The organism is Enterococcus dispar ATCC 51266, from assembly GCF_000406945.1.
Taxonomy (GTDB): Bacteria; Bacillota; Bacilli; order Lactobacillales; family Enterococcaceae; genus Enterococcus_C; species Enterococcus_C dispar.
Genome location: NZ_KE136354.1, coordinates 2,384,073 through 2,406,669 on the forward strand (window position 1 = coordinate 2,384,073; position 22,597 = coordinate 2,406,669).

At 36.4% G+C, this 22,597-nt stretch carries 24 protein-coding genes; 12 read left to right on the forward strand and 12 right to left on the reverse strand.

Annotated features, from left to right (window positions below; all coding sequences use genetic code 11):
• Positions 1-189: 189 nt before the first annotated feature.
• From RK01_RS11180 to RK01_RS11190, 3 genes are all read right to left on the reverse strand, one after another.
• Positions 190-1,239: a tyrosine-type recombinase/integrase gene (locus RK01_RS11180; RefSeq protein WP_002406008.1), complete on the reverse strand. Its 1,050-nt coding sequence runs from the start codon at positions 1,237-1,239 to the stop codon at positions 190-192.
• A gap of 105 nt (positions 1,240-1,344) precedes the next feature.
• Positions 1,345-1,542 carry a hypothetical protein gene (locus RK01_RS13945; protein ID WP_002372025.1) on the reverse strand — a complete coding sequence of 66 codons (198 nt, stop codon included), beginning with the start codon at positions 1,540-1,542 and terminating at the stop codon, positions 1,345-1,347.
• Positions 1,543-1,631: 89 nt separating this feature from the next.
• Positions 1,632-2,888 carry a replication initiation factor domain-containing protein gene (locus RK01_RS11190; protein WP_016173388.1) on the reverse strand — a complete coding sequence of 419 codons (1,257 nt, stop codon included), beginning with the start codon at positions 2,886-2,888 and terminating at the stop codon, positions 1,632-1,634.
• A 161-nt stretch (positions 2,889-3,049) separates the two neighbouring features.
• Here RK01_RS11190 and RK01_RS11195 point away from each other — a divergent pair, with 161 nt between their 5' ends.
• A complete protein-coding gene (locus tag RK01_RS11195) occupies positions 3,050-3,862 on the forward strand; it encodes a helix-turn-helix domain-containing protein (protein WP_002406006.1) in 813 nt (270 codons plus the stop codon).
• Positions 3,863-4,082: 220 nt separating this feature from the next.
• On the opposite strand, the gene cadA is transcribed toward RK01_RS11195, so the two are convergent.
• Positions 4,083-6,200, reverse strand: a complete 2,118-nt coding sequence (gene cadA / locus RK01_RS11200; protein WP_002372033.1) for a cadmium-translocating P-type ATPase CadA — start codon at positions 6,198-6,200, stop codon at positions 4,083-4,085.
• On the reverse strand, positions 6,197-6,556 hold the full coding sequence (cadC, locus tag RK01_RS11205; RefSeq protein ID WP_002372035.1) for a Cd(II)-sensing metalloregulatory transcriptional repressor CadC: 360 nt from the start codon (positions 6,554-6,556) through the stop codon (positions 6,197-6,199). Before cadC ends, cadA begins: the two co-directional genes overlap by 4 nt.
• Before the next feature lie 357 nt (positions 6,557-6,913).
• Here cadC and arsC point away from each other — a divergent pair, with 357 nt between their 5' ends.
• Entirely contained in the window at positions 6,914-7,321 is a 408-nt protein-coding gene (gene arsC / locus RK01_RS11210; RefSeq protein ID WP_002372037.1) for an arsenate reductase (thioredoxin), read from the forward strand.
• Between the two features lie 843 nt (positions 7,322-8,164).
• Here the strand turns inward: arsC and RK01_RS11215 are convergent.
• The 5 genes from RK01_RS11215 to RK01_RS11235 all read right to left on the reverse strand — a co-directional run bounded on the left by RK01_RS11215 (position 8,165) and on the right by RK01_RS11235 (position 15,043).
• Positions 8,165-9,607, reverse strand: a complete 1,443-nt coding sequence (locus tag RK01_RS11215; protein ID WP_016173389.1) for a helix-turn-helix domain-containing protein — start codon at positions 9,605-9,607, stop codon at positions 8,165-8,167.
• Positions 9,608-9,792: 185 nt separating this feature from the next.
• Positions 9,793-10,719 carry a glutaminase A gene (glsA, locus tag RK01_RS11220; protein ID WP_016173390.1) on the reverse strand — a complete coding sequence of 309 codons (927 nt, stop codon included), beginning with the start codon at positions 10,717-10,719 and terminating at the stop codon, positions 9,793-9,795.
• A gap of 21 nt (positions 10,720-10,740) precedes the next feature.
• Entirely contained in the window at positions 10,741-12,177 is a 1,437-nt protein-coding gene (locus RK01_RS11225; RefSeq protein WP_016173391.1) for an amino acid permease, read from the reverse strand.
• Positions 12,178-12,199: 22 nt separating this feature from the next.
• Positions 12,200-13,402 (reverse strand): ammonium transporter, encoded by a 1,203-nt coding sequence (locus tag RK01_RS11230; RefSeq protein WP_016173392.1) that lies wholly within the window; start codon positions 13,400-13,402, stop codon positions 12,200-12,202.
• 696 nt (positions 13,403-14,098) lie between these two features.
• Complete coding sequence (locus RK01_RS11235) at positions 14,099-15,043, reverse strand: magnesium transporter CorA family protein (RefSeq protein ID WP_016173393.1); 945 nt, start codon at positions 15,041-15,043, stop codon at positions 14,099-14,101.
• A 178-nt stretch (positions 15,044-15,221) separates the two neighbouring features.
• Between RK01_RS11235 and RK01_RS11240 the strand changes: the two genes are divergently transcribed.
• The 6 genes from RK01_RS11240 (at position 15,222) to RK01_RS11265 (ending at position 18,495) form a co-directional block, all read left to right on the forward strand.
• Entirely contained in the window at positions 15,222-16,115 is an 894-nt protein-coding gene (locus RK01_RS11240; protein WP_016173394.1) for an SDR family oxidoreductase, read from the forward strand.
• Between the two features lie 176 nt (positions 16,116-16,291).
• Positions 16,292-16,861, forward strand: a complete 570-nt coding sequence (gene amaP / locus RK01_RS11245; protein ID WP_016173396.1) for an alkaline shock response membrane anchor protein AmaP — start codon at positions 16,292-16,294, stop codon at positions 16,859-16,861.
• 10 nt (positions 16,862-16,871) lie between these two features.
• Positions 16,872-17,072, forward strand: a complete 201-nt coding sequence (locus RK01_RS11250; protein WP_016173397.1) for a DUF2273 domain-containing protein — start codon at positions 16,872-16,874, stop codon at positions 17,070-17,072.
• A 37-nt stretch (positions 17,073-17,109) separates the two neighbouring features.
• Positions 17,110-17,712 (forward strand): Asp23/Gls24 family envelope stress response protein, encoded by a 603-nt coding sequence (locus RK01_RS11255; protein WP_016173398.1) that lies wholly within the window; start codon positions 17,110-17,112, stop codon positions 17,710-17,712.
• Between the two features lie 38 nt (positions 17,713-17,750).
• On the forward strand, positions 17,751-17,996 hold the full coding sequence (locus RK01_RS11260; RefSeq protein ID WP_016173399.1) for a GlsB/YeaQ/YmgE family stress response membrane protein: 246 nt from the start codon (positions 17,751-17,753) through the stop codon (positions 17,994-17,996).
• A gap of 10 nt (positions 17,997-18,006) precedes the next feature.
• Positions 18,007-18,495: an isochorismatase family protein gene (locus RK01_RS11265; RefSeq protein WP_016173400.1), complete on the forward strand. Its 489-nt coding sequence runs from the start codon at positions 18,007-18,009 to the stop codon at positions 18,493-18,495.
• A 368-nt stretch (positions 18,496-18,863) separates the two neighbouring features.
• Here the strand turns inward: RK01_RS11265 and RK01_RS14025 are convergent, their stop codons facing one another.
• Both RK01_RS14025 and RK01_RS11270 read right to left on the reverse strand, forming a co-directional pair.
• Entirely contained in the window at positions 18,864-18,986 is a 123-nt protein-coding gene (locus RK01_RS14025) for a hypothetical protein (protein ID WP_276324675.1), read from the reverse strand.
• On the reverse strand, positions 18,987-19,466 hold the full coding sequence (locus RK01_RS11270; protein ID WP_016173401.1) for an NAD(P)H-dependent oxidoreductase: 480 nt from the start codon (positions 19,464-19,466) through the stop codon (positions 18,987-18,989). It lies immediately after the preceding gene.
• A gap of 173 nt (positions 19,467-19,639) precedes the next feature.
• Between RK01_RS11270 and RK01_RS11275 the strand changes: the two genes are divergently transcribed.
• From RK01_RS11275 to RK01_RS13850, 4 genes are all read left to right on the forward strand, one after another.
• On the forward strand, positions 19,640-19,888 hold the full coding sequence (locus tag RK01_RS11275; RefSeq protein ID WP_016173402.1) for a hypothetical protein: 249 nt from the start codon (positions 19,640-19,642) through the stop codon (positions 19,886-19,888).
• Positions 19,889-20,045: 157 nt separating this feature from the next.
• The gene (locus RK01_RS11280) at positions 20,046-21,014 is read left to right on the forward strand and encodes a tRNA dihydrouridine synthase (RefSeq protein WP_016173403.1); all 969 of its coding nucleotides are present in this window, start codon (positions 20,046-20,048) and stop codon (positions 21,012-21,014) included.
• A gap of 512 nt (positions 21,015-21,526) precedes the next feature.
• A complete protein-coding gene (locus RK01_RS11285) occupies positions 21,527-22,081 on the forward strand; it encodes a TetR/AcrR family transcriptional regulator (RefSeq protein ID WP_016173404.1) in 555 nt (184 codons plus the stop codon).
• An 87-nt stretch (positions 22,082-22,168) separates the two neighbouring features.
• Entirely contained in the window at positions 22,169-22,597 is a 429-nt protein-coding gene (locus RK01_RS13850) for a hypothetical protein (protein ID WP_016173405.1), read from the forward strand.

The window sequence follows — 22,597 nt, forward strand, 5'->3', positions numbered from 1 at the left end:
GTCAATAGAATTTTTCGTGTTTTAATCTCTTTAAATCGGTGCTATCAAAGCATTGTGAAGCTGTTTGAAAAAATGGTTGGGCTAACCAGGTCTTAAGAAAGCTCGTAAAGCTTCTCAATTCTCAAAACGTTAATCAATTCCTTATTGTATCAACGTTTACAAGAATTTTTTGGTTCAAGTTGGTTCAAATTATAAATTTGACAAAGAATTTAAGAGGTTTAAAGCATCAGCATCTTGCTGGTGCTTTTTTTCTGGCATCAATTCAAGATAATAGTTCTGCGTTGTTTGAATATTGATATGACCTAAGCGTTTTGATACATAGGCAATATCAATATCTTGTGAAAATAGAAAAGAAGCATGAGTATCTCTTAGGCCGTGGAAGGTAGTTTTTGGAATATCTAGTTTTTTCAGTAATCTGGCGAGCTTAGCAGATTGTTGAAAGCCGTCAGGATCAAAAAAATATCCATTATCCTTAATCGGGACAGATTTTAGAATATCGTAGACTTCTTGATTAATGGAAATATCTCGTCTTGAATTTTTTGTTTTTAACGAGGTATCTTCAGAAGTTGGACTAAGGGAACGTCTGACATGGATACCATATTCAAAGAGGTCTTCGGGACGTATACCTAAAAGCTCTCCGCGTCTCATGCCAGTTTCTAAGGCAAGGAGTACAAGAATGTTAAACTCATTTTCTCGATGATTAATGACATAAGTACGCAGTTTCTTTAATTCGGTAATAGAAAGTGCACGGTTTCTCTTATCTAAAACTTTCCCTCGTGTTTTGACTAAATTTGCAAAATCGGTAGCAAGATAGCCACGAGCATAAGCATCACGTAATGCCGTTTTGATTTTCAATAGTACTTCATGAGTGGTTTTACGAGAATGAGTTTCTGCATACTTATCTATTTTTCGTTGTACTACAATATCGTTCAAATCCTTTAACTGTATATCGCCAAATAATTTCTTCACCACTTGAGAAGTCCTTTGATAATTTTGAAAAGTCGTTTCTTTTACATCGTTTTTCTTTATGATATGAATCCAGTTTTCAAAGAAGTCAGCAAATGTTGTTGTACGCTCTGCTAATTGTTTTCCATTTCCTTTCTCCAATTCATTTTCCAAAGCCCAACGAGTTGCTTCCTTTTTAGAGCTAAATGATTTTGTCAATTTCTTATGTTGACCATGATTGTAAAGTGAGATCTGAGCTCTATATGAGTTACCACGTTTAATTATACTAGGCATTTATAACAAATCCTTTCACTGAAAGATGGTTGATAAATGCTAGTTGAATACACCGTCATTCTACATGGCGAAAAGCATCTAATCAACCATCCTACGATATTTTAGCTAGATAGAGTGCGTCTTAATAAAATTAATGAGGGAAGTGACAGTGTATCGTTCTTGTCTTCCTATCATAAAACGCTCTAACTCATCGTTTGCGCGAACGAATTTATCAAAAGATTTTGGATCGATCCCTAAAAAATGAGAAGCTTGTTCTCTAGTAAGTAGATAGGGCAATTCATAAGTAGTTATTGTATTTTTCATAGTTTATTTCCTTTCCAAAAATGTTTTTTGGCTGACACAAGGAAATGTGCTATACTCAACTTGTCTAGGGCGGAGTACGTTTATACATTTTAATGTGTAAGCTGTGCTTTGCTTTTTTTGTGTATTTTTTCTGCCTTCATATTTTGAAGACACTGGATATAAAATTCTACTTCTTCCTGATAATAATCAGGCTCAGCAATCAAATTTTCTAATATTTTTTGCTGCCTTGAACTAAGTTCCCCACAGCTAATAATCTCGTTAATCAAATTTGAATCAAAATGATTATCTACCTCTTGAATAAATGCGAGGGTGGGAGAAACGCTGTGAATTAACCAATTCATACTTTTCTCAAAGCTTTGAGGAATTGTTTCTAAAGAAATGGTGGTTGCGCCATGATTGCCAATAAAGGCTGCCCATTTGGCATCGACTTTTGCACCTGGATCATTTGGAGCACGGTCATAAAAACAAATTGCCCCATTAAGTAACTCAAAGAATAGTTTGGTTAAATCATGGGTTTTTGAAATAATCTTTGCCAAGCTTTGCGCTTTCTCTTTTCGATACCGTAGTTCAAAGCGATTTTTTACTACTGCTTCTTCTAAAGAAATTCCTCGTCGCTTTCGTTGTTCATAATCCTTCTGATAAAAGCAAAAGCGACACTGACTCTTCTTTGAGCCTAAATACAAGGTCTCACCATTTGATTCATTGTTTATGATATCCGTACCGCCATGAGATTCACTCACTTGAAAAGTGGTCCACACATGGCCTAGTGTTACCTTACGCTTCAGTTCTGGAATGCTGAGACTTCCCACAAAATCATCTAAAGTAAAATCAATCCGTGTAAAATTTCCCTGATAAGCTAATACCTTACGGAAGAACTCTTGCCAGTTGGATTTTGCGGTCTTCAAACGCATGGCAAGATGTTTACAGCCTTGACCTGAAAACTCCATTACGGTTCCTTTTACCGTATCGTCAATGGAATACCGAATCGTGATTACTTGATTCCACACATATTGCCCAATATAGCCCTTTGGTGCATAATCCAGTTCCTCAAAGCGTTCAATGGGCATGCCAATGATTGCCTCAATCAGTTTTAAATGTTGATTCGAGAAAAAGTGAATGGTTAGATAATCAATCAGAACACGATTAACCGGAACAAGCTCTTCTTGCAAACTATCCAATACAAGATTCAATTTTTCTGCACTTAATTGTCTCGTTCCTTTTTCTACTTTCGATAATAACGATCTCGAAATCCCCACTTTTTCTGCTAAATATCGCTGGGTCCACCCCCTTTCTTCTCGAGAAACTCGAATCGATTCCCCGAGATCATGTTGATTGACTTGGTTCATAGAAAAACCTCCTTCTGCTATTAAATTGTCAAAGAACCATCAGACTTATTTTAAGTACAAATCGATTGTACGCCTGTATTTATTTTAAGTCAATACATTTTGACTTTTTTTAAGTACAAGCGTATACTGAATTTAAGAACTTATCATGAGGAGGAGTTTTCATGGAGATAGACAAGCAAGCAGTGGGCAATCGAATTCGGCAGATTCGTCAAGAGTTAAAGTTGAGTATGGAGAAATTTGGCAAACTAATTGGTGATTTACCACGAAGTACAGTCAATAACTGGGAACGTGGGATTAACCTTCCAAAAACCGAAACCCTTCACCAAATTGCAGAAATAGGCCATGTCACCAACGAATATCTTTTGTATGGTACTCAAGAAAACCAATACATTTTAGAAATGCTTCAAAAGAAGGCAGGTAAGCTTGATCCTAAGATTGAAGGGCTAATAGTAGACGAACTGAAACAAGCCGGTCTTGTTAGTGAAAAAGAAATGGATCGGATGATTGAATTTTTTATTATAAACCTTATTCCACCAACGGAACAAGACCAATTTACTTATCAATGTATCGATGAGAAAAAGCAGCTTTACCTTGGTTCAACTAAATTTGGTAAAGAAGCTCAACTCTATTTACACCATGATAATCAAAATCACATTCTGCACATTCTGCCCTTTACCTTTTCCAACTTTAGTGTGGATCGCTTACTCGTCTATTTAGCAAATCAAGAATCCTATTCCTATTTTGGGAAACATTTGCCCAAGGAACTAGGTGAAAAAGTCATTCTTCTATACTCGATCAATCAATTGACCGGCGATGTTCGAATCGCCCCATTAGTCTATTCAAAAGAAACAGCCTCCTATCAATACACAGAAGATAATCTATACCTATTAGAACAACAATACCTCTATCTTCCATTCGCAATGGAAATCGAGAAAGAACGCCTGTTAAATGCAGCGTATCCGCAATCAAAATAAGGTGACAAGATTGATAAGCATGTGACAAAGAAAACACTGCTAGGACACTCCCAAATGGGTAGTTGTCACAGTTTCCTGTTCTTTGTTAGCCCCCTGTTAGAAAGAGGGGCTTGCCCATGCAGTCCGGCTACGCCGTCCTGCAACAGCATTAAAAAGAGGAAAGACTAGCTTATACGGCGCTGCCGTCGCTAGTCTTTCCTCTTTTTATGCTACTACTTGTCTATTTAGATTTAACTTTCATCAGTCGTAAGCCGTTCAAGGTAACTAATATAGTTGCTCCCATATCAGCTAAGATAGCAATCCATAACGTTAACCAGCCTGGAACTACAAGTAATAATGCTAATAGTTTGATTCCCAATGAGAAGGTAATATTTTGCTTAATGATTCTCAATGTTTGTCGACTTAATTTAACTATAAAGGGAAGTTTCTGTAAGTCATCACCCATTAAAGCTACATCAGCTGTTTCTAAAGCTGTATCTGTTCCAGCGCCACCCATTGCGATACCGACTGTTGAGGCAGCTAATGCTGGTGCGTCATTAATACCATCACCAACCATGGCGACTTTTCCATAGGTTTCCTTAAGTGATTTAATATAATCTAATTTATCTTGAGGCATCAAATCGCCTTTTATTTCAGTTACACCTGTTTGTTTTCCGATTGACTGAGCAGTTGTAGCATTATCACCAGTCAGCATTATCGTATGCTCGATTCCTAAATCATGTAATTTTTCAATGACTGCTTTACTTGATTCTCTTAACTCATCAGCTACTGCAATGACTGCTAAAATTTGTTTATCTGTTCCTAAGAGCATTGCTGTTTTTCCTTGTTGCTGAAGTCTTTGGTAATTTTCAATAATCTTTGAGTTATCTGTTAAGATAGATTCAAAAAGCTTTGGACTCCCTACAAGATAGGTAATCCCCTCAATGTTTCCTTGTATTCCTTTTCCAGTAATTGAAGTAAACTCGTCAACAACTACTGATTTATAAGAAATCGCTCTATTATCAGCTTCTTTTAAGATTGCTGACGCGAGAGGGTGTTGAGAATATGATTCTAATGCTGTAATAATTGAGAAATATTTCTCTTCGTCTTTTGAATCAACTGTAGTGAAATCTGTTACCGTTGGTGTTCCTTTAGTCAATGTTCCTGTTTTGTCAAAGGCAATCGCCTTGAGGCCACCAATTTCTTCAAGATAAATACCGCCTTTTACCAAAACACCATTTTTAGCAGAGTTTCCAATTGCTGAAACGATAGACACAGGTGTTGAGATTACTAAAGAACAAGGACAGCCAACAACTAATAAAGAGAGCCCTTGATACAACCAAGTATTCCAATCTCCGTTAAAAAATAATGGGGGAACGATGACGATTAATGCGGCAATCACCATAATGGTGGGTGTATAATATTTCGCAAATTTATCGACAAATGCTTGAGCAGGTGCTCGTTCACCTTGTGCTTCTTCAACTAGGTGAATAATTTTGGCAATTGTCGTGTCGTTCACATGCTTTGTAACTTTGACTTCAAGTGCACCTTCTTCATTAATCGTTCCTGCAAAGATATCATCATTAATATTTTTTTCAATAGGGACAGATTCACCGGTAATCGCAGCCTGATTTACTGAGGAATGGCCTTTAATGACTTGACCATCCATAGCAATTTTTTGTCCAGGCTTAATGATCATAATATCGCCTACTTCGATTTTTGAAACATTAATCATTTGTTCAACATTATTTCTTCTAATTAATGCTTCTTTCGGAGCAATATCCATTAGGGAACGTATTGATTGTCTTGCTTTATCCATTGAAAACCGTTCTAAAGCTTCGCTAATTGCAAATAAGATAACAACGATTGAGCCCTCAGTCCACTCGCCAATAATTGCAGCACCAATGATTGCAATTGTCATAAGAGATTCCATTGAGAAATTCAATTTTAATAGGTCTGAAAATCCTTCTTTAAACAAACTAAATCCGCCGATAATAATCGCTAGTATAAATAATCCTTCTGTTAATAGCGCATCTTCACCGTTAACTACTTGAGATCCTAATGCCAAAATAATTAAAAACAGTGAAACCAATAGGTTCCAGTTTCTTTTCACAAAAGGCTCTTTTGTTTCAATGCGAGGTTCTGTATCATGTTCGGACTGAACTTTAAGATTCTCAAAAGCTCCTGCAGCTTCAATTTCCGCAATAGTCGCTTCGCCTTCGATAGAGATTTTTCCGGCACCGAAATTTACTTTTGCATCGGTAACTTTTGGTATTTGAGAAACATTTTTTTCGAATTTTGCCGCACAATTCGTACAGCTCAATCCTTCAACCCGATAGACTTGTTTTTTTTCACTCATACTAGCACCTCATCTTCTAAATACAGTTTGGAATTTAGTAGTTGGACAAATTTATCATTCTTGATAGAGTAATAAACCAATTTCCCTACTTTCCGACTCACAACAATTCCATTTTTTTTCAATGATAATAAATGGTGTGAGGTTGTTGCCACGGTTGCCTCGATAGTTGCTGCGATATCACATACACATAATTCATCCTCATAACTTAGGGCGTAGATAATTTTTAAGCGATTCTCATCAGCTAAAATTTTGAAGACACTTTTTAAGCTCGAAATATCCTCAGTTTGTAACTTTTCTTTTCCTAGTAAAACTTTATCTTCATGAACACATGAGATTTCACAAATTTCGTTTTTCATACAGCTCCTCCTTTATTCTAATGGATATTTGAATGTAGTGTATCATAGATTAATAGAATAATCAAATTTTAATTTGAATATGTGAGGAGTTATATAGATTGTATGGATGCATCTATATAAGTAGTGATTTTCAAATTAGATTGAATCGAATGCAAATAATAAACTAATTAATTTGAACTGAAAGACAGAAGCATTTGACAAAACATAGATGATTATCTATATTTTTACATAAGCGCCGGCAGTTGGCATCTTAGTTGAAGTGCCAGTCATGTTACTGTTAGTTAAAATATCTAATCGCACAAAAAAATTGGTTCATTCAAAATCCATCAGAATTGTCTGATATCGGAGGAAATAATAATGAGAAAAATTTACTTTTTATGTACAGGCAATTCTTGTCGTAGTCAAATTGCAGAAGGCTATGGGAAAGCGATTTTGCCAACAGATGAATTTGAAATTAAAAGCGCCGGCATTGAACAACATGGGTTAAATCCTAGAGCCGTTCAAGTAATGGCTGAGGAAGGGATAGATATCTCTACGCAAACATCTGATTTGATCGATATGGATTATTTTAATCAAGCAGACCTAATTATTACGCTATGTGGCGATGCCAAAGATAAATGTCCAGTAATTCCAAAAGGGATTAAGCATGTTCATTGGGATTTGGAAGATCCAGCCAAAGCAACTGGAACAGAAGAAGAAATCATTAATAAATTCAGAGAAATTAGAGATGATATAAAAAGTCGTGTAGCGAATTTGCTAGATTAAGTAGCAACTGTCATCTATCTCGGTAAAAGATAAAAAGACGTAAAATGTCCTTTTGATAAATTGGAAAATTAAAGTAAAAGCCGTGCGAAGTGAAACATAAATCTTCGATGGCTCTTACTATTTTAAGAGAAAAGGATCTGCTTTTGGCGTAAAATTGGATTTATCTATCTGACATACTGACGAGTATTTTTTGACCCTATATTTGACCTTCTCAATCACATTTAAGTAGGTGTGACCGGCTTATACAATTATTCGAGAATCTAGTAGCTTAGCTAATTCTGGCCTTGAAACCCCTATTAGACAGCTATCCAGCCATCAATACGGTCTCAAATAAATAAGAGGGGAGGAATAACTCTAAAAAAGATTGATAAACTAGTAAGAAAATTGTATTCAACTACCATTCATCTTTGGTTCAAATTGGTTCAAGTAATATCAATATTAATCCTATTTTATCCATATCAAACTGTTTTTTAGATGTTTGTAATGTTGATATAATTGGATTTCTATTGATAGAAGTACTTGTAATAAGTACGAGTCACATCTCAAAACGTTAATATTACTGGAGTCGTTGCGAATTTATTTTCTTGCGAACACAGTATGGGACGGAGACTTCTTTGGAAATCAAGTACCATTCGTCTCAACATTTCAGGCACTTTCCAATGTTTGGAAAGTGCCTTTTTTCCTTTATTACGAAAAATTCTTCATTTTTCTTACAGCCTAACTTAACATCCTCATCTCGATATAAAATAAATATTCATCAGAAGTAGCTATTTATGTCGCCAAAATTAAATTTTGGCGACTTTTTTAAGTTATCTTCTAAATAATCTTCATATTAAGCAACATTTAACCCAAAAGAGCGAGTTTTTGGGTCAGTTCGGAAATGACTTGGTCAGTGCTGCGGAGAGAAATTGGTAGAATAACAGTCTTCTTTGTATCTTGGCCGGATTGATAGACGCTGGCATCACACAGAACAATCCGTTCACAAGAGTAAAGAAATTCATTTTTTAATTCGGCTAGTGAATGGTAGATGGCGACATTTACTTTATGGGGCGCATGGACCACTTCCATCAAGCGTTGACGGTAATACATTTGTTTAAAGGAATTATCTGAGACAATGAAGATTTCTTTGGGTGTACACTTGCAATTTTTTTGTAAAAGCACGTAGATACTTTTAGTGAATTTGGAAATGAGGTTACAGTTCCACCGGATAGAAAAATTGTGTCGTATCCGCCAATTTTCGAGAATTTCTAAAATAAGAGTATACAATTCTTTTTGTTTCGGCGTTAAAATTTGGAGCGATTCTGGGAGAAAGACTTGTCCATCTGCCCAGGTTGTGCGCATTAATTGTAAGAATGCTTGTTGAAAGATTTCGTCTTCTGAATCAAGGGCGCAAATATGGGCTGCGATGTCTACGACTAATTCTTGTAAAAAAGGATTTTTTTGAACGAAGCTTTTGTAAACAATTGCGAAATCTTTTTTGAAAAGATCAATGGTGCTGTTTGTATAATTACGGGAATTAAATAATGAAAAAATAAAATAAGTGTCTGCTTCTTGCAAGTGTAAATTTTTTTGCATGGCTAAGCCCGTTTTGACTAATTGGAATAAGGGCTTTTTTTCTGCTTCTTGTCGTTCAATCTTGGGGAAAGTTAGTGGAAAGTCCACTCTACCCATAGCAATTTCAATGCCGCGGGTAATGTATTTGCGTTCATCGATGCAATAACGGCGGTCAAAAAAATTCTTTTCGACAAATTGGATGACTTCTTCAATGGCGTTTTGTACTTCGGTGTGTTGTTGTTCGTATCCTTGCCAATCTATGTAACGAGTTAAGGCTAATAACAAGTTTCGAATATCAAATTCGGGGATTAGAATTTGTTTTTCTTTTAAATAGTTATTTTCTTTAAAAAAATCTAGAATTTGTTTTTTGACGGCGTAGACTTTGCTCAACGAGATAAACTCATTATCGACCAGTTGGGTACTGGAAAATTCGCCGGCAAAATAATGGGCTAGGAAACGAAGAAAATAGGAACTGCTGTAAATTGTTTGCGTTAATTCTGTACGGGTGATGCCATGTTTAAATAGTATTTTATAGAGATGATGGTCTTTTGTTACAGAATCGATAAAATAGTCGAGTTGTTCAAGGATACATTCGATATCATGTTGAATGGTGGGAAGGGAAACATCTAGCAGATTCGCTATTTCATCAATTTTAATCTCTTGATATTCAAAGACATGTTCGCAGATATATACTTTACGAAAAATATTTTTTTCAATATACTTCTCTAACATAGACTATTCGCTCCTGTTCATTTTTCTTTCAATTAAGAAGTATACCACGGATGATAAGACAGAAAAAAGGGGTTATACCAAAAAAGGTATAGCCTCTTTTTTTCGGACTGTTTTTCAATGCCTGATGATAGAAAAGGATTAAGTGAGATGATTTTTTCAAAAAATTTTTTAAATTTTAAAATGGTCTAATCAAAGATGTCGACATGTAATTGGGCAACGACATCTTTTAATAACTGAATACCTGCGGCACTATTTCCACAATTATCGAGTGCTGGACTAAAAACACCAAAACCATAACAGTTTGGCACAGCAGCCATTAATCCGCCACCAACGCCACTTTTAGCTGGGACACCCACATGAGCGGAAAATTCGCCCGATTCGTCGTATAAGCCAGCTGTCGTCATAATAGATTTAACAATCGTTGCACTTTTTTCTGAAATAATGCGGGTGTTGTTCCAAGGAGCAATCCCTTTATTAGCTAAGACTGCACCGAGATGAGCCAAACCGTTAGCTGTAACATTGACAGAACATTGCTTAAAGTAGGTATCTAAGATTTCTTCTACGTTTCCTTTTATCATTTGATTACCTTTCATGTAGTAAGCGAGGGAACGGTTAATATCACCTGTTTTAGATTCTGAAAGATAGATTTCTTCATTTAATGTGATTGCTGGATCGTGACATATTTCCTTCATGAAAGATAAAATCCGGTCAAATTTATCATCCATGTTTTTCCCGTGAATTAAAGAGGTAGTGGCAATGGCCCCTGCATTAACAAAAGGATTCATTGGGTGTTTTTGTTGGTTGATTTCCATATTTAAAATGGAGTTAAACGCAAATCCTGTGGGCTCAGTATTAATTGTTTCAAAAACCGTTTCTAGGCCGTTATCTTCAATGGCTAAAAGTAAAACAGGGACTTTTGAAATACTTTCAATGGCAAAACGAGCAGAGGCATCGCCGGCTTGTATTAAATTATTTTGTTTAATATCGTAAATTGCCATTCCAAGTTGTTTAGGATTAACTTCAGCTAATGCCGGAATATAATTTGCGACTTGACCTGTTTGATAATAGTGAAAATTTTTTCCCACGAGTTCTTCTAATAGTTGTTGATTCATTGTAAAAACCAGCTTTCAATTTTATTTTTTTACTTTGGTAACAGTTGAAAATTTATGGCGATTGGCATAAATCGCAAAAGGAATTACTAAAACAATTAAATACGAAACGATAAGAATTGTTTCGTATATTCCGCGTTGACTAGGAGCAATACTTGCTGGCGGCACAAATGAAATCGCAAAAGCAAATAAGGAAGTCAATAATCCAAGACAGGCAATAATTGTTTTTACTACTTTTCCGCCTGGAACTTGATATGCACGTTCTAATTGGACATCAGAATGCACCATTTTTAGATAACCTATGAAAAACATGAAGTACAACATCAAATAAATGACGACCGTCAGGGACATGGCAGCCAAAAACGACATATTATTGCCGCCACCGCTTAGAGTGAATACTGCTGCCCAGATAGATGCGACAATGCCGTTTGCAATCATTAAATGAGCAGGCATACCATGGCTGTTTTCATAAGCAAAATACGTGGGCAATAATCCATCTTCTGCAGCGACATGAAGTGCTTTTGAAGGAGAGGTAACCCAAGAAGCGATTTCGCCAATTACCCCTAAGCAAACCAAAAGAGCAAGGACTTTGGCGACCCAAGCAAGGCTTGGATTAAGATGACGAAGTAAAAATTCCAGAGATTGGATGACACCAGTATTTAATGAAAGTCCGTGTTGGGGAACGGTTGTTGCTACGGTTAAACCACCAAATGTGTCTAAGATGATGGCTAAAATAACTAAGACAAACATGGCTAATGGATAATTTTTCTTAGGGTTTTCCATTTCATTGGCGTGACTGGCAGAAGTTTCTACTCCCATATAAGCTAAAATAAAGGAAACAAAAACAACTAATGTGGGAAGTTTAGAAAAATCTGGAATCAACGTTTTAAAAGATAAAGTTGTTTGTAAGGGTGCACCAGAAGCTACATAATGAATCCCTAATGCAAATAAGATTAACGCCGGGAGTAAAATTCCCGCCATAAATCCTATCCGGGCAATTAATGAGGTATATTTTGTTCCTTTTAATTGGGATAGTAAGATGGCCCAAAATATAATTAGCAAAACGGCTAATTTTAAAAAGCGATTATTTTGAATGGCTGTAATCCCAGTTGCATAAGAAAGGGCACCAGTTAAAAAATACAACATAGTTAAATAACCGACTGTGATTTCAAACCACTGAAAAAAAATAGCAGCAAAGCCGAATCGTTTTCCTAAAGTATTACTCACCCAAGTATAAATGCCGCCTTTTTCCCAGCCTTTGACTGTCGCCATCTCGGCGGCACAAAGGGCCACAGGGATAAACCATAACAGTCCGCCTAATAATAGAAAAAAGACAAGACTGAATCCGGAGGCAGCAAAGGTAGGATATTCATATAGTGAAACCACCATTGAAATTGTCATGGCTAGAAAACCGAAAAAAGTCAATTTTTTAGCAGGTAGTTTCGTTTTACTTTCTGACATGAAAGTTCCTCTTTTCTGTTTTTTAATTGAAAAATGAGAAGTCTAAACCATTTTTTTGATCGGTTGAACTAGGTGTGATGCGGGTATATTTTTTCATAATTTTTAGCATAATAGTGGTCAAAACAAAGGCATAAAAGGCCACAAACATTACGCCTAAAAGTTGGACGAAAAATAGCTGAACGCCACTGGTAGTTGTAAATAGACTAAGCCGGGTTGCAAATACCCCAACTAAAATAGTACCGGTAAAACCACCTATTCCATGCACACCCCAAACATCTAAAGCATCATCCCATTGCTTTTTCTTACGATAATTTACGGCCAGGTAGCAAATTAGCGATCCAATTAAGCCGATACAAAACGCACTACTAAATGATACGTAACCTGCACACGGTGTGATTGTTGCGAGACCGGCGATTGATCCTGTTAGTATATCGACAAATTCAATTTTTTTAGTTTGAAGTTTTGTGATACTCAACCACGTAATCATGGCAACTGCTAAGGCGATAAAGGTATTACCAAACGCTGTAGCGGCTTGATAATCGGCTCGAAATGTACCACCGGCGTTAAAACCAAACCAGCCAAACCACAAGAGGCCCGTTCCGATTGCTGCTGCCATTAAGCTACTGTGTTGGTTGCGTTCAGAAGGTAAGATACTCCGCTGTCCTAAAGTAAGTATGCAAGCAAGGGAGCCAAATCCAGCTGTGGTATGGATAACAGCGCCACCAGCAAAATCACGAAATCCTAACTGGGCTAAAAATCCGCCACCCCAAATCCAGTGGCAAACTGGAAAGTAAATGAATAGATTCCATAATATTACTAATGTCACATAGCCTTTTAAGTTAAGTCTGCCGGCAAAAGCACCAGTCATTAATGGGACAGTAATGATGAGAAACATTAACTGATAAAAGAAAAATAGACTAAAAGGAATCGTAATACCGCGTAGAGTATTCGGTAGACTGGTTAGATGATGAAAGAAAAAATAATCCGTCGGGTTGCCAATAATCCCGCCAATGTCACGTCCAAAAGCTAAACCAAATCCACCAAAAATCCACATCAACGTGGAAATACCCACAGCCAGAAATGATTGCGCCATAATAGTCAAAATATTATTTTTTCGCGCTAGTCCACCATAGAAAAAAGCAAGTCCGGGTGTCATTAAACAGACTAAGGCTGTACATAAAATCATAAAGGCGGTATTGCCGGTATTAATTGTAACTTCACTCATAATTGTTCACCTCCTTTGGCTACAGCTAACTATAGAGCAACTCTTCCTCTGTTTTTTTCAGAAAAATTACTGAAATATAACCCATAGCATAAAAAAATAAAATAGAATGAAGCGCTCTAAAAACGATATTTTTGGGAAATAGGGAGGAATTTGAAGAAAAATGACAAAAATAGATGGAGATAATTTTTTTGTTTTTTCATTCTCGCGGTGTAAGAAAGTAAAAAATAAAAAAATTCGTTGCGATGAATAAATCGCAGTGAAATAAAGAGAGAACGCATTTCACATAAATGAGTGTGAGCAGGGTAAAAGGGGTAGCGCGCTTAACTTATGCGCACTAAGATTGATTTATTTAGTAGGAAAAGCTAACGAGGAAACGTGCGCGCTTTTAAAAAGGAAACTTCTAAAATACGCTTTAATAGAAAAGCAGAAAGCGTAGCATTTATTGTTAGACGAGTTATTTAATGGCTGACAAATTTTTTTTCTTCTATAATATAGATTAGTGTATAAGTTTGTTCCGATCATGATTTCTGTTAAAAAATTTAACCTGCATAAAATAAACACCTCCTTTCAAAAATTCATTTGAAAGGAGGTGTTTGGTGTAACACGATTATTTTTTAGCACTGCACATTTGGTAATTCCTGTTATTTTTCATCGGGTGAACAGTGCAAAAATTGTTATTGATAAAAAAATTCCACTTTATTTTGAGAAATCTTTTCTTTTTAAATGTATTCCAAAGACAATCGCTAAGATGATCGAGGCACCGACGACTAAAAAGAAGCCGGTATTGGAGCCTTCGCCGGGCAATCCACCTGTATTCATCCCCCAGATGCCTGAAATAAGAGCGGGAATGGAGATAATCAAAGCGGCAGAGTCAAGATATTTCATTAAATGATTCAAATTATTATCCATCATATCTGAAAAGAGACCTCCCACAGTTTCCAATAAATCCCGATAAATCTTGATGAGTTCTTCGGCATGTTTTTGATGTAGACGAATGTCGTATAAGACTTTGGGATTATGGAGCTTTTCAATGAACTGTTCTTTTTCCCACAAACTGTCTAAGGTACTTTTTTGACCGGCAAGTGTATGGTCGAGATAAACCACAGTTCGATTGGTATCTGCCAATTTGAATAATTCTTTATTTTCAGTAGTTTTTCTAGCCGCTTGATCAAGGTCATCGATATCTTTTTTTATGGCTAACAACTCTTGAATGTAATGGTTATATAACATGAACACGCTATACGTAATTAATCCTTCAAAAGTCGCTATTTTATCACTATATTTTTGCAAGAGATGGTCTAAAAAAGAGGATTTGTTCCCAAAGTAAGTGATTAAAAGAGAGTCTGAGAGAATAAAGATGATTGGTTTTAACCGGTCTTCAATTTTCTCTTCTTTTTTTTCGGATAAATTGGTCAAAACGAGGACATAGGTATTTGTCAAAGAAGTTTCTTCTAAAGCGTCAAAGTGAGAGACTTCTTCGGCAGAACGGGCACCAACAAAAATTTCTTCTGGCAAATTGTACTTTTCAATCAAGTTTTTTTGTTCTTCTGAAGTAGGATCTTCTAAAACCAACCAGTTACTTTCAGCTGCTGGTACTTGCTGAATTCCGTCATTTGCACCGATTTGAAAATGTTTAATCACAATCTTGCCCTCTCTTCTTTTTTTAATATTTAATCGTTTCCTACTCATTAGATGTACATTAATATTTTGTTTATGTCAAATAAAAGCAAAAAAAAGAATAATTATGAATTTGTAAGCGATATGTTTTGGCTTATTTGTTAAATGCGTTACAATAAAATGAGAATGAAAGGAGAGCGATATGATGGAACCTATATTGAAAGATCCACGGAAGTTGTATCACACAGATGGGTTTGACAAACAAGATCAAGAAACTCCAGCCCTTCAAACGAACATGAAACCAAATCCAGACTGTGGGGAAGAAAGTTATGTTGGCAACCACAAATTAGAAAATCGCCGTGTTTTGATTACAGGAGGAGATTCAGGTATTGGTCGTGCGGCAGCAATTGCTTTTGCGCGCGAAGGTGCCGATGTGGCGATTCAATTTTTCCCTGGGGAAGAAAAAGATGCCAAAGAAGTTGAGGAATGCATTCAAAAAGCGGGACGCAAAGCAGTTTTACTTCCTTTTGATTTACGGGATGAGAACGCACCAAAAGAAATCATTTCCCAAACTGTAGCGAAACTTGGCGGACTTGATACTTTAGTGTTAAATGCCGCCCAACAAATTTCACAAGAATCAATTGAAGAATTACCGATTCAACAAGTAAGAGATACATTTACGATTAATATTATTGCAATGTTTGAATTGGTGCAGTTGGCGCTGCCACATTTACCGGCGGGGAGTAGCATTATTACGACAACTTCTGTGCAGGCATTTAATCCAAGTGATCATTTAATGGACTATGCAGCTACCAAAGCTGCGATTGCGAACTTTACCGTTGGATTAGCCAAACAATTGGCTAAAAAAGGTATCCGTGTGAACGGGGTTGCACCAGGTCCGATTTGGACACCACTGCAATTGGATCAAGGCCAGCCAAAAGAGGTAATTCCAGAATTTGGTCAAGAATCATTGTTAGAAAGAGCCGGACAACCGGTCGAATTAGCACCAGTTTATGTGTTCTTAGCTTCAAATGATGCCAGTTATGTCACAGCACAAATTTATGGTGTTACCGGCGGCGAAGCAATTAATTTATAGGGGGCTGCAACAATGAATGCAAAAAAAATATTGAAGACGATTGCTATTCCAGTATTGATTAGTCTTGTGCCCATGCTTATAAAACATAAAAAAGAGACAACTGCAGCAAAAAGATAAATTTGGTCAGAAAATATCTAGCCGATAAGAAATGAACTGGCTAAAAAAGGAGGTGCTTTATGAATCGGGGTATAAAAGCAATTGGCATCATTTTTTCTTTGTTACTGCTAATTGTTTTAGTGATGATGGCATTGATTTCAGCTGTGTATCTACAATTTCCTTTTGGTAGAAGGGGCGTAGGTTTTCTTCGTAATAGTTTAACCAATACAATCTTTAATCAATTCTTATTTTGGATAGCAATCGTGTTTGCGATTATTTTATTGGTTCTGATTTTAGTGCTGATTTTCTATCCTAAAACAAAGCAAACATTTGTCTTGCAAGAAGATCATGGACGCTTAGTGCTGGATAAAAAGGCAATTGAAGGTTTTGTACGGTCAAAATTAGCAGATGTGGATTTTGTTTCAACACCAAAAGTCAAAGTTCGCGCGACAAAGAATAAAATCAAAGTGTACGTTGCCGGACAATTGACGCGGACTTCGACTCTTTTGGGTAAAACAGGAACCCTAATGGAAGAAATTCGCAGTGACTTACAAGGAATTTTAGGCAGTGAAGCACAGGTCAAAGTCGAAGTGAAATACGATGGCTATGAAGAAAATAATGAGACGAAAAATCACTCAAGAGTAGAATAGGAGGGAGTACATGAAAGAATTTGTTTCGCAATACAAACTCCCCCTTATTTTTGGGGGATTGGGCTTAATTTTGGCGATTTTATTTGTTTCACTTGGATTTTTTAAAACGTTATTAATTATTTTGTTAACCGCTTTAGGCGTCTTTTTGGGTCACTATTTAGAAAAAAATGGATTGATTCCGGCGATTTTTAAGCAACAAAATAAATCGTAGTATTAAAATTTAAAAATGGATTATAGGAGGAGATTGGATGGACAATCAATTTGAAAATAAAGAAAAAATGGACATGCCAGGTGCTAATAACATGGGAAATAAGATGAATCAAGGGAATACTGATAAATCTAAATCAGATGTTCCTGGGGATTTGACTTATGATGATAAGGTAATTCAAAAAATTATTGGGACCGCAGTTGAAAAAATTGATGGTTTATTGACAGTAGATGGTGGCTTTTTCTCTAATATTGCTGAAAAGTTAGTAAATACAGACAATGTTACCACCGGTATTGACACCGAAGTTGGTAAAAAACAAGTCGCTGTTGATATGGATGTTGTAGTGGAATATGGACGTGATATTCCTGAAATTGCTGATCATATCAAACAAGTTATTCAAGAAGAAGTTAAGAAGATGACCCATCTTGAAGTCGTTGAAGTCAATATCCATGTGGCAGATGTTAAAACGAAACAACAATATCAAGAAGACAGTGAAACTGTTCAAGATAAAGTCACAGATGCGGCGCAAACAACAGGCCACTTTGCTTCTAAACAAGCTGAAAAAGCTAAAGATGCAGTAGATCGTGGTACAAACACGCTTCAAAACAAAATGGAAGAAAATCAAGAACCACATGTAGAATAAAACAGCTAATATATAGCTAATATAAAGGAGGAAACATCATGGGAATTATTTGGTCATTAATTGTTGGTGCAATCATTGGTGTCATTGCAGGTGCGATTACTGGAAGAGGTAATAGCATGGGCTGGATTGCAAATATTGTGGCAGGTTTAGTGGGTTCTGCACTTGGTCAAGCATTGTTTGGTAATTGGGGCCCTTCTCTAGCTGGAATGGCATTAGTTCCTTCGATTATCGGTGCGGTTATTTTGGTATTAATTGTTTCATTTTTCTTAGGCCGCAGTAAATAAGGAAATTGAGATGCTCGTTATTGTCGATATGCAAAATCGGATTTTAGATTCAAGCGATGAAAATTATATTTCGGGTGCGAAATCACTTCTTCCCCGGCTGGAAAAAAGGCTACTCCAAGCACGAAAGTCAGAAGAAGTCGTTTTATTTACGCGCGATATTCCAATTGAATACAAAAACCAAGCAGAAGAAATAACAAAACTACAAATTATTCGTGACTTAGCTCCTCTAGCTTCTGAATTTGTGTTTAAAAAAAATTACTTCACCTTAGCACCGGAAACATTATTGGAAATAGGTAAGGTAGTGGAAAAACAAAAGTCTCCAAAAGAAATTGAAGTGGCAGGAGCAGAGCTTGGTATCTGTGTCTTAGCGAATATTTTGGCTTTACAAAGTGTTTTTCCAGCAGCAGACTTTTATGTGAATCCACAATTAGTTACTGGTAATAAGTGGAATGAAGAAACATTAAAAATTTTACAAGAGTTTAATGTTAACGAAAAATAGCAATCAAAAAGTACCATCAAAAGCTAGCCTATGTCTAGTTTTTGGCGGTACTTTTTTGATGCATTTTTACTATAGTAAAGGGATTATATAATCTTCCCCGTGAATATTGGTATCCAACTGCACAAGCAAACTCCCGAGAGCAATAAGATAAAATTTCAAGAAATTTGGGAAACAATTTATTAAAATTCCATCTTATTACTTGAGAGTTATCCACGTTTGCTCAGCTTTTCTATTGATCTAGCTTCATGAACTAGCTATCTACGGCAATAAGCCAAAATCTTAAGAAATTTGGGAAACAATTTATCAAGATTTTTTCTTATTGCTTGATAGCTGTGCAAGTTCATTTAGCTTTTCTTAGGCAATTGAACTTATAAATTGGCAATCCGCTCTTGGGCGTCCAAGAGATAATTTTCCAATTCTGCTGGACTCAAATAAGGTACACGACCGTAAAAAACGTGGTCAATTACTTCAGTACCAGAACTATTAAACATCTAACCTGATGTCAACATTTTCATTGCCGCATCAATGGGAGTGTCGCTGCCATCTTCATTTTGCGGTTGACCAGTAGGGGTGAAAAAAAGAGCTTTTTTACGACTGAACAATTTTTTTGGTTCATCCGAAGTAAAGCTGTAAGCAAAACCATGTTGAAAAACCCGATCCACGTAGTCTTTTAAAATTGCCGGCATACCATTCCACCAACTTGGAAAGACATAAATCAGTAAGTCGCTTTTTTTTATGTAATCCATTTCAACTTGCACATCTTCAGGAAAAGTTGTAGCTTCTCGCACAAACTCACCATCTGCAATATGAATGGCATCTTCTCCTTTTAACACGGGATCAAAACCGATTTCATAAAGATCTCGGAGCGTGACATTGTACCCTTTTTTCACTAATGCTTGTTCAATTCGTTTGACAAGTGCATAAGTAAAACTTTCTTTGCGAGGATGTGCAAAAACAATCAATGCTTCCATACCAAAACTTCCTTTCGTATTCCTTTTAGTTTCAGTATAGCCTTTCTAAAAAATAGGAAAGAATTTGTACTTTGGGTGCGGATTATATCTCCACTTTATCCAGAAGATGTCAAGGCAACTTTAACTAGACAAATCTTGGATATTCCTGGAAAAAATGAAGCGGATGCTCGGTCATGATAGAGAATGCTTATGGGTTGATGATGCCGGCTTATACAAAGAAAATGGAGTCAGAAGAAAATTCTGGTTATTTTTCTTTATACAGCAGAATGCCCAGTGCCACAATTTATATTTCCTTTTTACCTAAAAATGTCTCCGGCGAAATCCAAGAAGCGGATAACTCACAAGAGCGCATTGTAGCAGTTGGTACGCAAAATACTGCGACGTCTGTTCCGGCTCAGTATGTCTATTACAAAGTTCAATAAATAAAAAAGCTAAAGTGTTCACTGGGAAATTTTACAGCTACAACTGTTTTTATCTTTCGTTAAGGCAACCCCAGATTTTTGCTTCTTCTGTTGTTCCCTAGTATAATAACGATGTTTTAAAAATTGTAGGGATTTTGTAGTAACAGGAGGAAAGGAAATGACGAACAACTTCTGGGCCGAATTACCCAAGCCCTTTTTTGTTTTAGCACCGATGGAAGATGTGACCGATGTTGCCTTTCGCCACGTCGTAAAAGTAGCTGGTGCACCCGACGTGTTTTTTACTGAGTTTACGAACTCTGATAGTTTTTGTCACCCAGATGGGATTGAGAGCGTCCGGGGACGACTCGTTTTTACTGAAGACGAACAGCCAATGGTGGCTCACATTTGGGGAGATAACCCCGCTTTTTTTAATAAAATGAGCATTGAATTAGCTAAAATGGGTTTTAAAGGAATCGATATTAATATGGGCTGTCCTGTGCCGAATGTCGCCGAGCGGGGCAAAGGCAGTGGTTTGATTTTACGACCGGAAGTTGCGGCCGAATTAATTACGGCAGCCAAAAGCGGTGGCTTGCCTGTCAGTGTGAAAACACGAATTGGTTTTACTGATTCTGGTGAATTAGAAGCGTGGATTAGCCATTTATTAAAACAAAATATCGCAAATTTGTCAGTCCACATGCGGACCCGCAAAGAAATGAGTAAAGTTGCTGCCCATTGGGATTTGATTCCAATCATCGTAAAATTACGCGACCAAATCGCACCACAAACTACGATTACCATTAACGGCGATATTTTGGATCGTCAAATGGGGTTAGATTTAGCTGAAAAATATGGCGTGGATGGCATTATGATTGGACGAGGTGTCTTCAAAAATCCATATGCTTTTGAAAAGAACCCAAAAGAACACACGCCCCAAGAATTAATGGGCTTATTGCGTTTGCAATTGGACTTACAGGAACAATATGCCAAAGAAGTTCCCCGCTCAATTGTCGGTCTACATCGCTTTTTCAAAATTTATATTAAAGGCTTTCCTGGCGCTAATGACTTGCGGATCCGTTTAATGGAAACCAAGTCCATAACAGAAGTCAGAGAAATTTTAACTGCATTTGAACAAGAACACTTTAATTAGTGCGGTGTTGTTAAGTAAATGATTACGAAAAATCACAGTAAAAAATTGTACGAAAAAAGTTTTCCCAAAAAGAAAGCTTCGCAGTATTATTTTTTGCGGTGATTTTTTTATGTAAAGAGATTATATGATTTTTCCAAAGGATAAGGTGATTCAAATTTTTTAGGCGTCCAGTCCATACCGTAACTCTTCGGGAAAAATTCAAAAATCAGTTTCTGGTAAAGAGTAACCAGAAAGCAAATTTCTGAGATTTTTCCAAAGCGCTCCCCCCTGCCTTTACCTTTAACTGTTCTATGTATCCAGCACAATGAGCTAAATTGCTGCGACAATAAGCAAAAATTTCAAGAAATTTGAAAGACAATTTATTAAAATTCCATCTTATTGCTTGAGTGTTCCCCCCGTTTGTTCATTTTTTCTTTGGTTCAGCTATTTGACGTCATAAAAATTATCACGTAAAATCTAAAGTGAACACTGTTCATGTTGCGGTGCAAAAATTTCAAAAGGAGAGAGAAAGTTTGAATAATACTGTTAGTTCAAGGGCGGAAATCATTGCTTCTTGTAAAGAAATTGTCGCGGATAAAGGAATTGAAGCTGTAAGTATTCGTGAAGTTGCCAAACGCAGTCATATTTCAGTCGGGGCGGTTTATAATTATTTTCCTACCAAAGGACAATTACTAGCGGCAACGATTGGTAGCATTTGGTCAGAAATTTTTCATTTATCAGAAGAATCTTATGCCTTCGATGATTTTGTTGAATGTTTAGAAGCGCTTTTTCAAAGTGTCGCAATTGGAAAAAAACACTATCCGCATTTTTTCACCAGTCACGCATTAGTCTTAGCTTTTGATGATAAAATGATGGGCCAAAAAATGATGGACAACTATTGGCAACATATTAAAGAAAGTCTGCGCCATACATTAGCCAAAGATCAAAGGGTTCGCCAAAATGTATTTAAAGAAGATTTAACCTTAGAGAAATATGTCGACTACATTTTTGAGCTGTTCTTATATGGGATTACGCACGAAGAAAATTCAATAGGCATCATACAATTGGTAAAAAATTCACTTTATTAATCCTGTTGAAAATTTAACACGGGATAAAGTGTCTTTTTTATAAAGTAAAATGAACAATGTTCATTTTAAAATAAAGGAGTCTTTTCAATGATAAAAAAACTTTACTTATTATTACTGGCAAGCGTTGTCTGGATGATAGCTGGCTGTAATGTTCTAAAAATTGGGATTGAAACTTATTCCGGTTATGTCACTGTTTTAAATGCACTTTTATCACTGCTTGTGTTTTTGATTTTTTGGCTGTTGATTTTTTCCAAATTAGCTGCAAAACATACAGTAAGAATTGTGAACTATAAAGAAGAAAAACAATTTTTCTTAAAATTTTTTGATGTGAAATCCTTTATTATTATGGCGGTGATGATTATTGGTGGGGTGACCATTCGCACTTTTAATTTATTACCGGATCGTTTTATCGCCTTTTTTTATACCGGATTAGGAGCGGCTTTATTTTTAGCCGGTATTTTGTTTGGTATTAATTTTTTCAAAGCAATCAAAGCAACTAAAGAGAAAGGAAAGTGA

Coding starts and splice junctions, on each gene's coding strand:
- RK01_RS11215 (WP_016173389.1), bottom strand. CDS start 9,607: ATGTTAGAGAAGTATATTGAAAAAAATATTTTTCGTAAAGTATATATC.
- RK01_RS14025 (WP_276324675.1), bottom strand. CDS start 18,986: ATGTTTAATAGTTCTGGTACTGAAGTAATTGACCACGTTTTTTACGGT.
- RK01_RS13850 (WP_016173405.1), top strand. CDS start 22,169: ATGATAAAAAAACTTTACTTATTATTACTGGCAAGCGTTGTCTGGATG.
- arsC (WP_002372037.1), top strand. CDS start 6,914: ATGAGAAAAATTTACTTTTTATGTACAGGCAATTCTTGTCGTAGTCAA.
- RK01_RS11190 (WP_016173388.1), bottom strand. CDS start 2,888: ATGAACCAAGTCAATCAACATGATCTCGGGGAATCGATTCGAGTTTCT.
- RK01_RS11240 (WP_016173394.1), top strand. CDS start 15,222: ATGATGGAACCTATATTGAAAGATCCACGGAAGTTGTATCACACAGAT.
- amaP (WP_016173396.1), top strand. CDS start 16,292: ATGAATCGGGGTATAAAAGCAATTGGCATCATTTTTTCTTTGTTACTG.
- RK01_RS11230 (WP_016173392.1), bottom strand. CDS start 13,402: ATGAGTGAAGTTACAATTAATACCGGCAATACCGCCTTTATGATTTTA.
- RK01_RS11250 (WP_016173397.1), top strand. CDS start 16,872: ATGAAAGAATTTGTTTCGCAATACAAACTCCCCCTTATTTTTGGGGGA.
- RK01_RS11270 (WP_016173401.1), bottom strand. CDS start 19,466: ATGGAAGCATTGATTGTTTTTGCACATCCTCGCAAAGAAAGTTTTACT.
- RK01_RS11265 (WP_016173400.1), top strand. CDS start 18,007: ATGCTCGTTATTGTCGATATGCAAAATCGGATTTTAGATTCAAGCGAT.
- cadC (WP_002372035.1), bottom strand. CDS start 6,556: ATGAAAAACGAAATTTGTGAAATCTCATGTGTTCATGAAGATAAAGTT.
- RK01_RS11260 (WP_016173399.1), top strand. CDS start 17,751: ATGGGAATTATTTGGTCATTAATTGTTGGTGCAATCATTGGTGTCATT.
- RK01_RS11255 (WP_016173398.1), top strand. CDS start 17,110: ATGGACAATCAATTTGAAAATAAAGAAAAAATGGACATGCCAGGTGCT.
- RK01_RS11195 (WP_002406006.1), top strand. CDS start 3,050: ATGGAGATAGACAAGCAAGCAGTGGGCAATCGAATTCGGCAGATTCGT.
- RK01_RS11180 (WP_002406008.1), bottom strand. CDS start 1,239: ATGCCTAGTATAATTAAACGTGGTAACTCATATAGAGCTCAGATCTCA.
- RK01_RS11275 (WP_016173402.1), top strand. CDS start 19,640: ATGATAGAGAATGCTTATGGGTTGATGATGCCGGCTTATACAAAGAAA.
- glsA (WP_016173390.1), bottom strand. CDS start 10,719: ATGAATCAACAACTATTAGAAGAACTCGTGGGAAAAAATTTTCACTAT.
- RK01_RS13945 (WP_002372025.1), bottom strand. CDS start 1,542: ATGAAAAATACAATAACTACTTATGAATTGCCCTATCTACTTACTAGA.
- cadA (WP_002372033.1), bottom strand. CDS start 6,200: ATGAGTGAAAAAAAACAAGTCTATCGGGTTGAAGGATTGAGCTGTACG.
- RK01_RS11280 (WP_016173403.1), top strand. CDS start 20,046: ATGACGAACAACTTCTGGGCCGAATTACCCAAGCCCTTTTTTGTTTTA.
- RK01_RS11225 (WP_016173391.1), bottom strand. CDS start 12,177: ATGTCAGAAAGTAAAACGAAACTACCTGCTAAAAAATTGACTTTTTTC.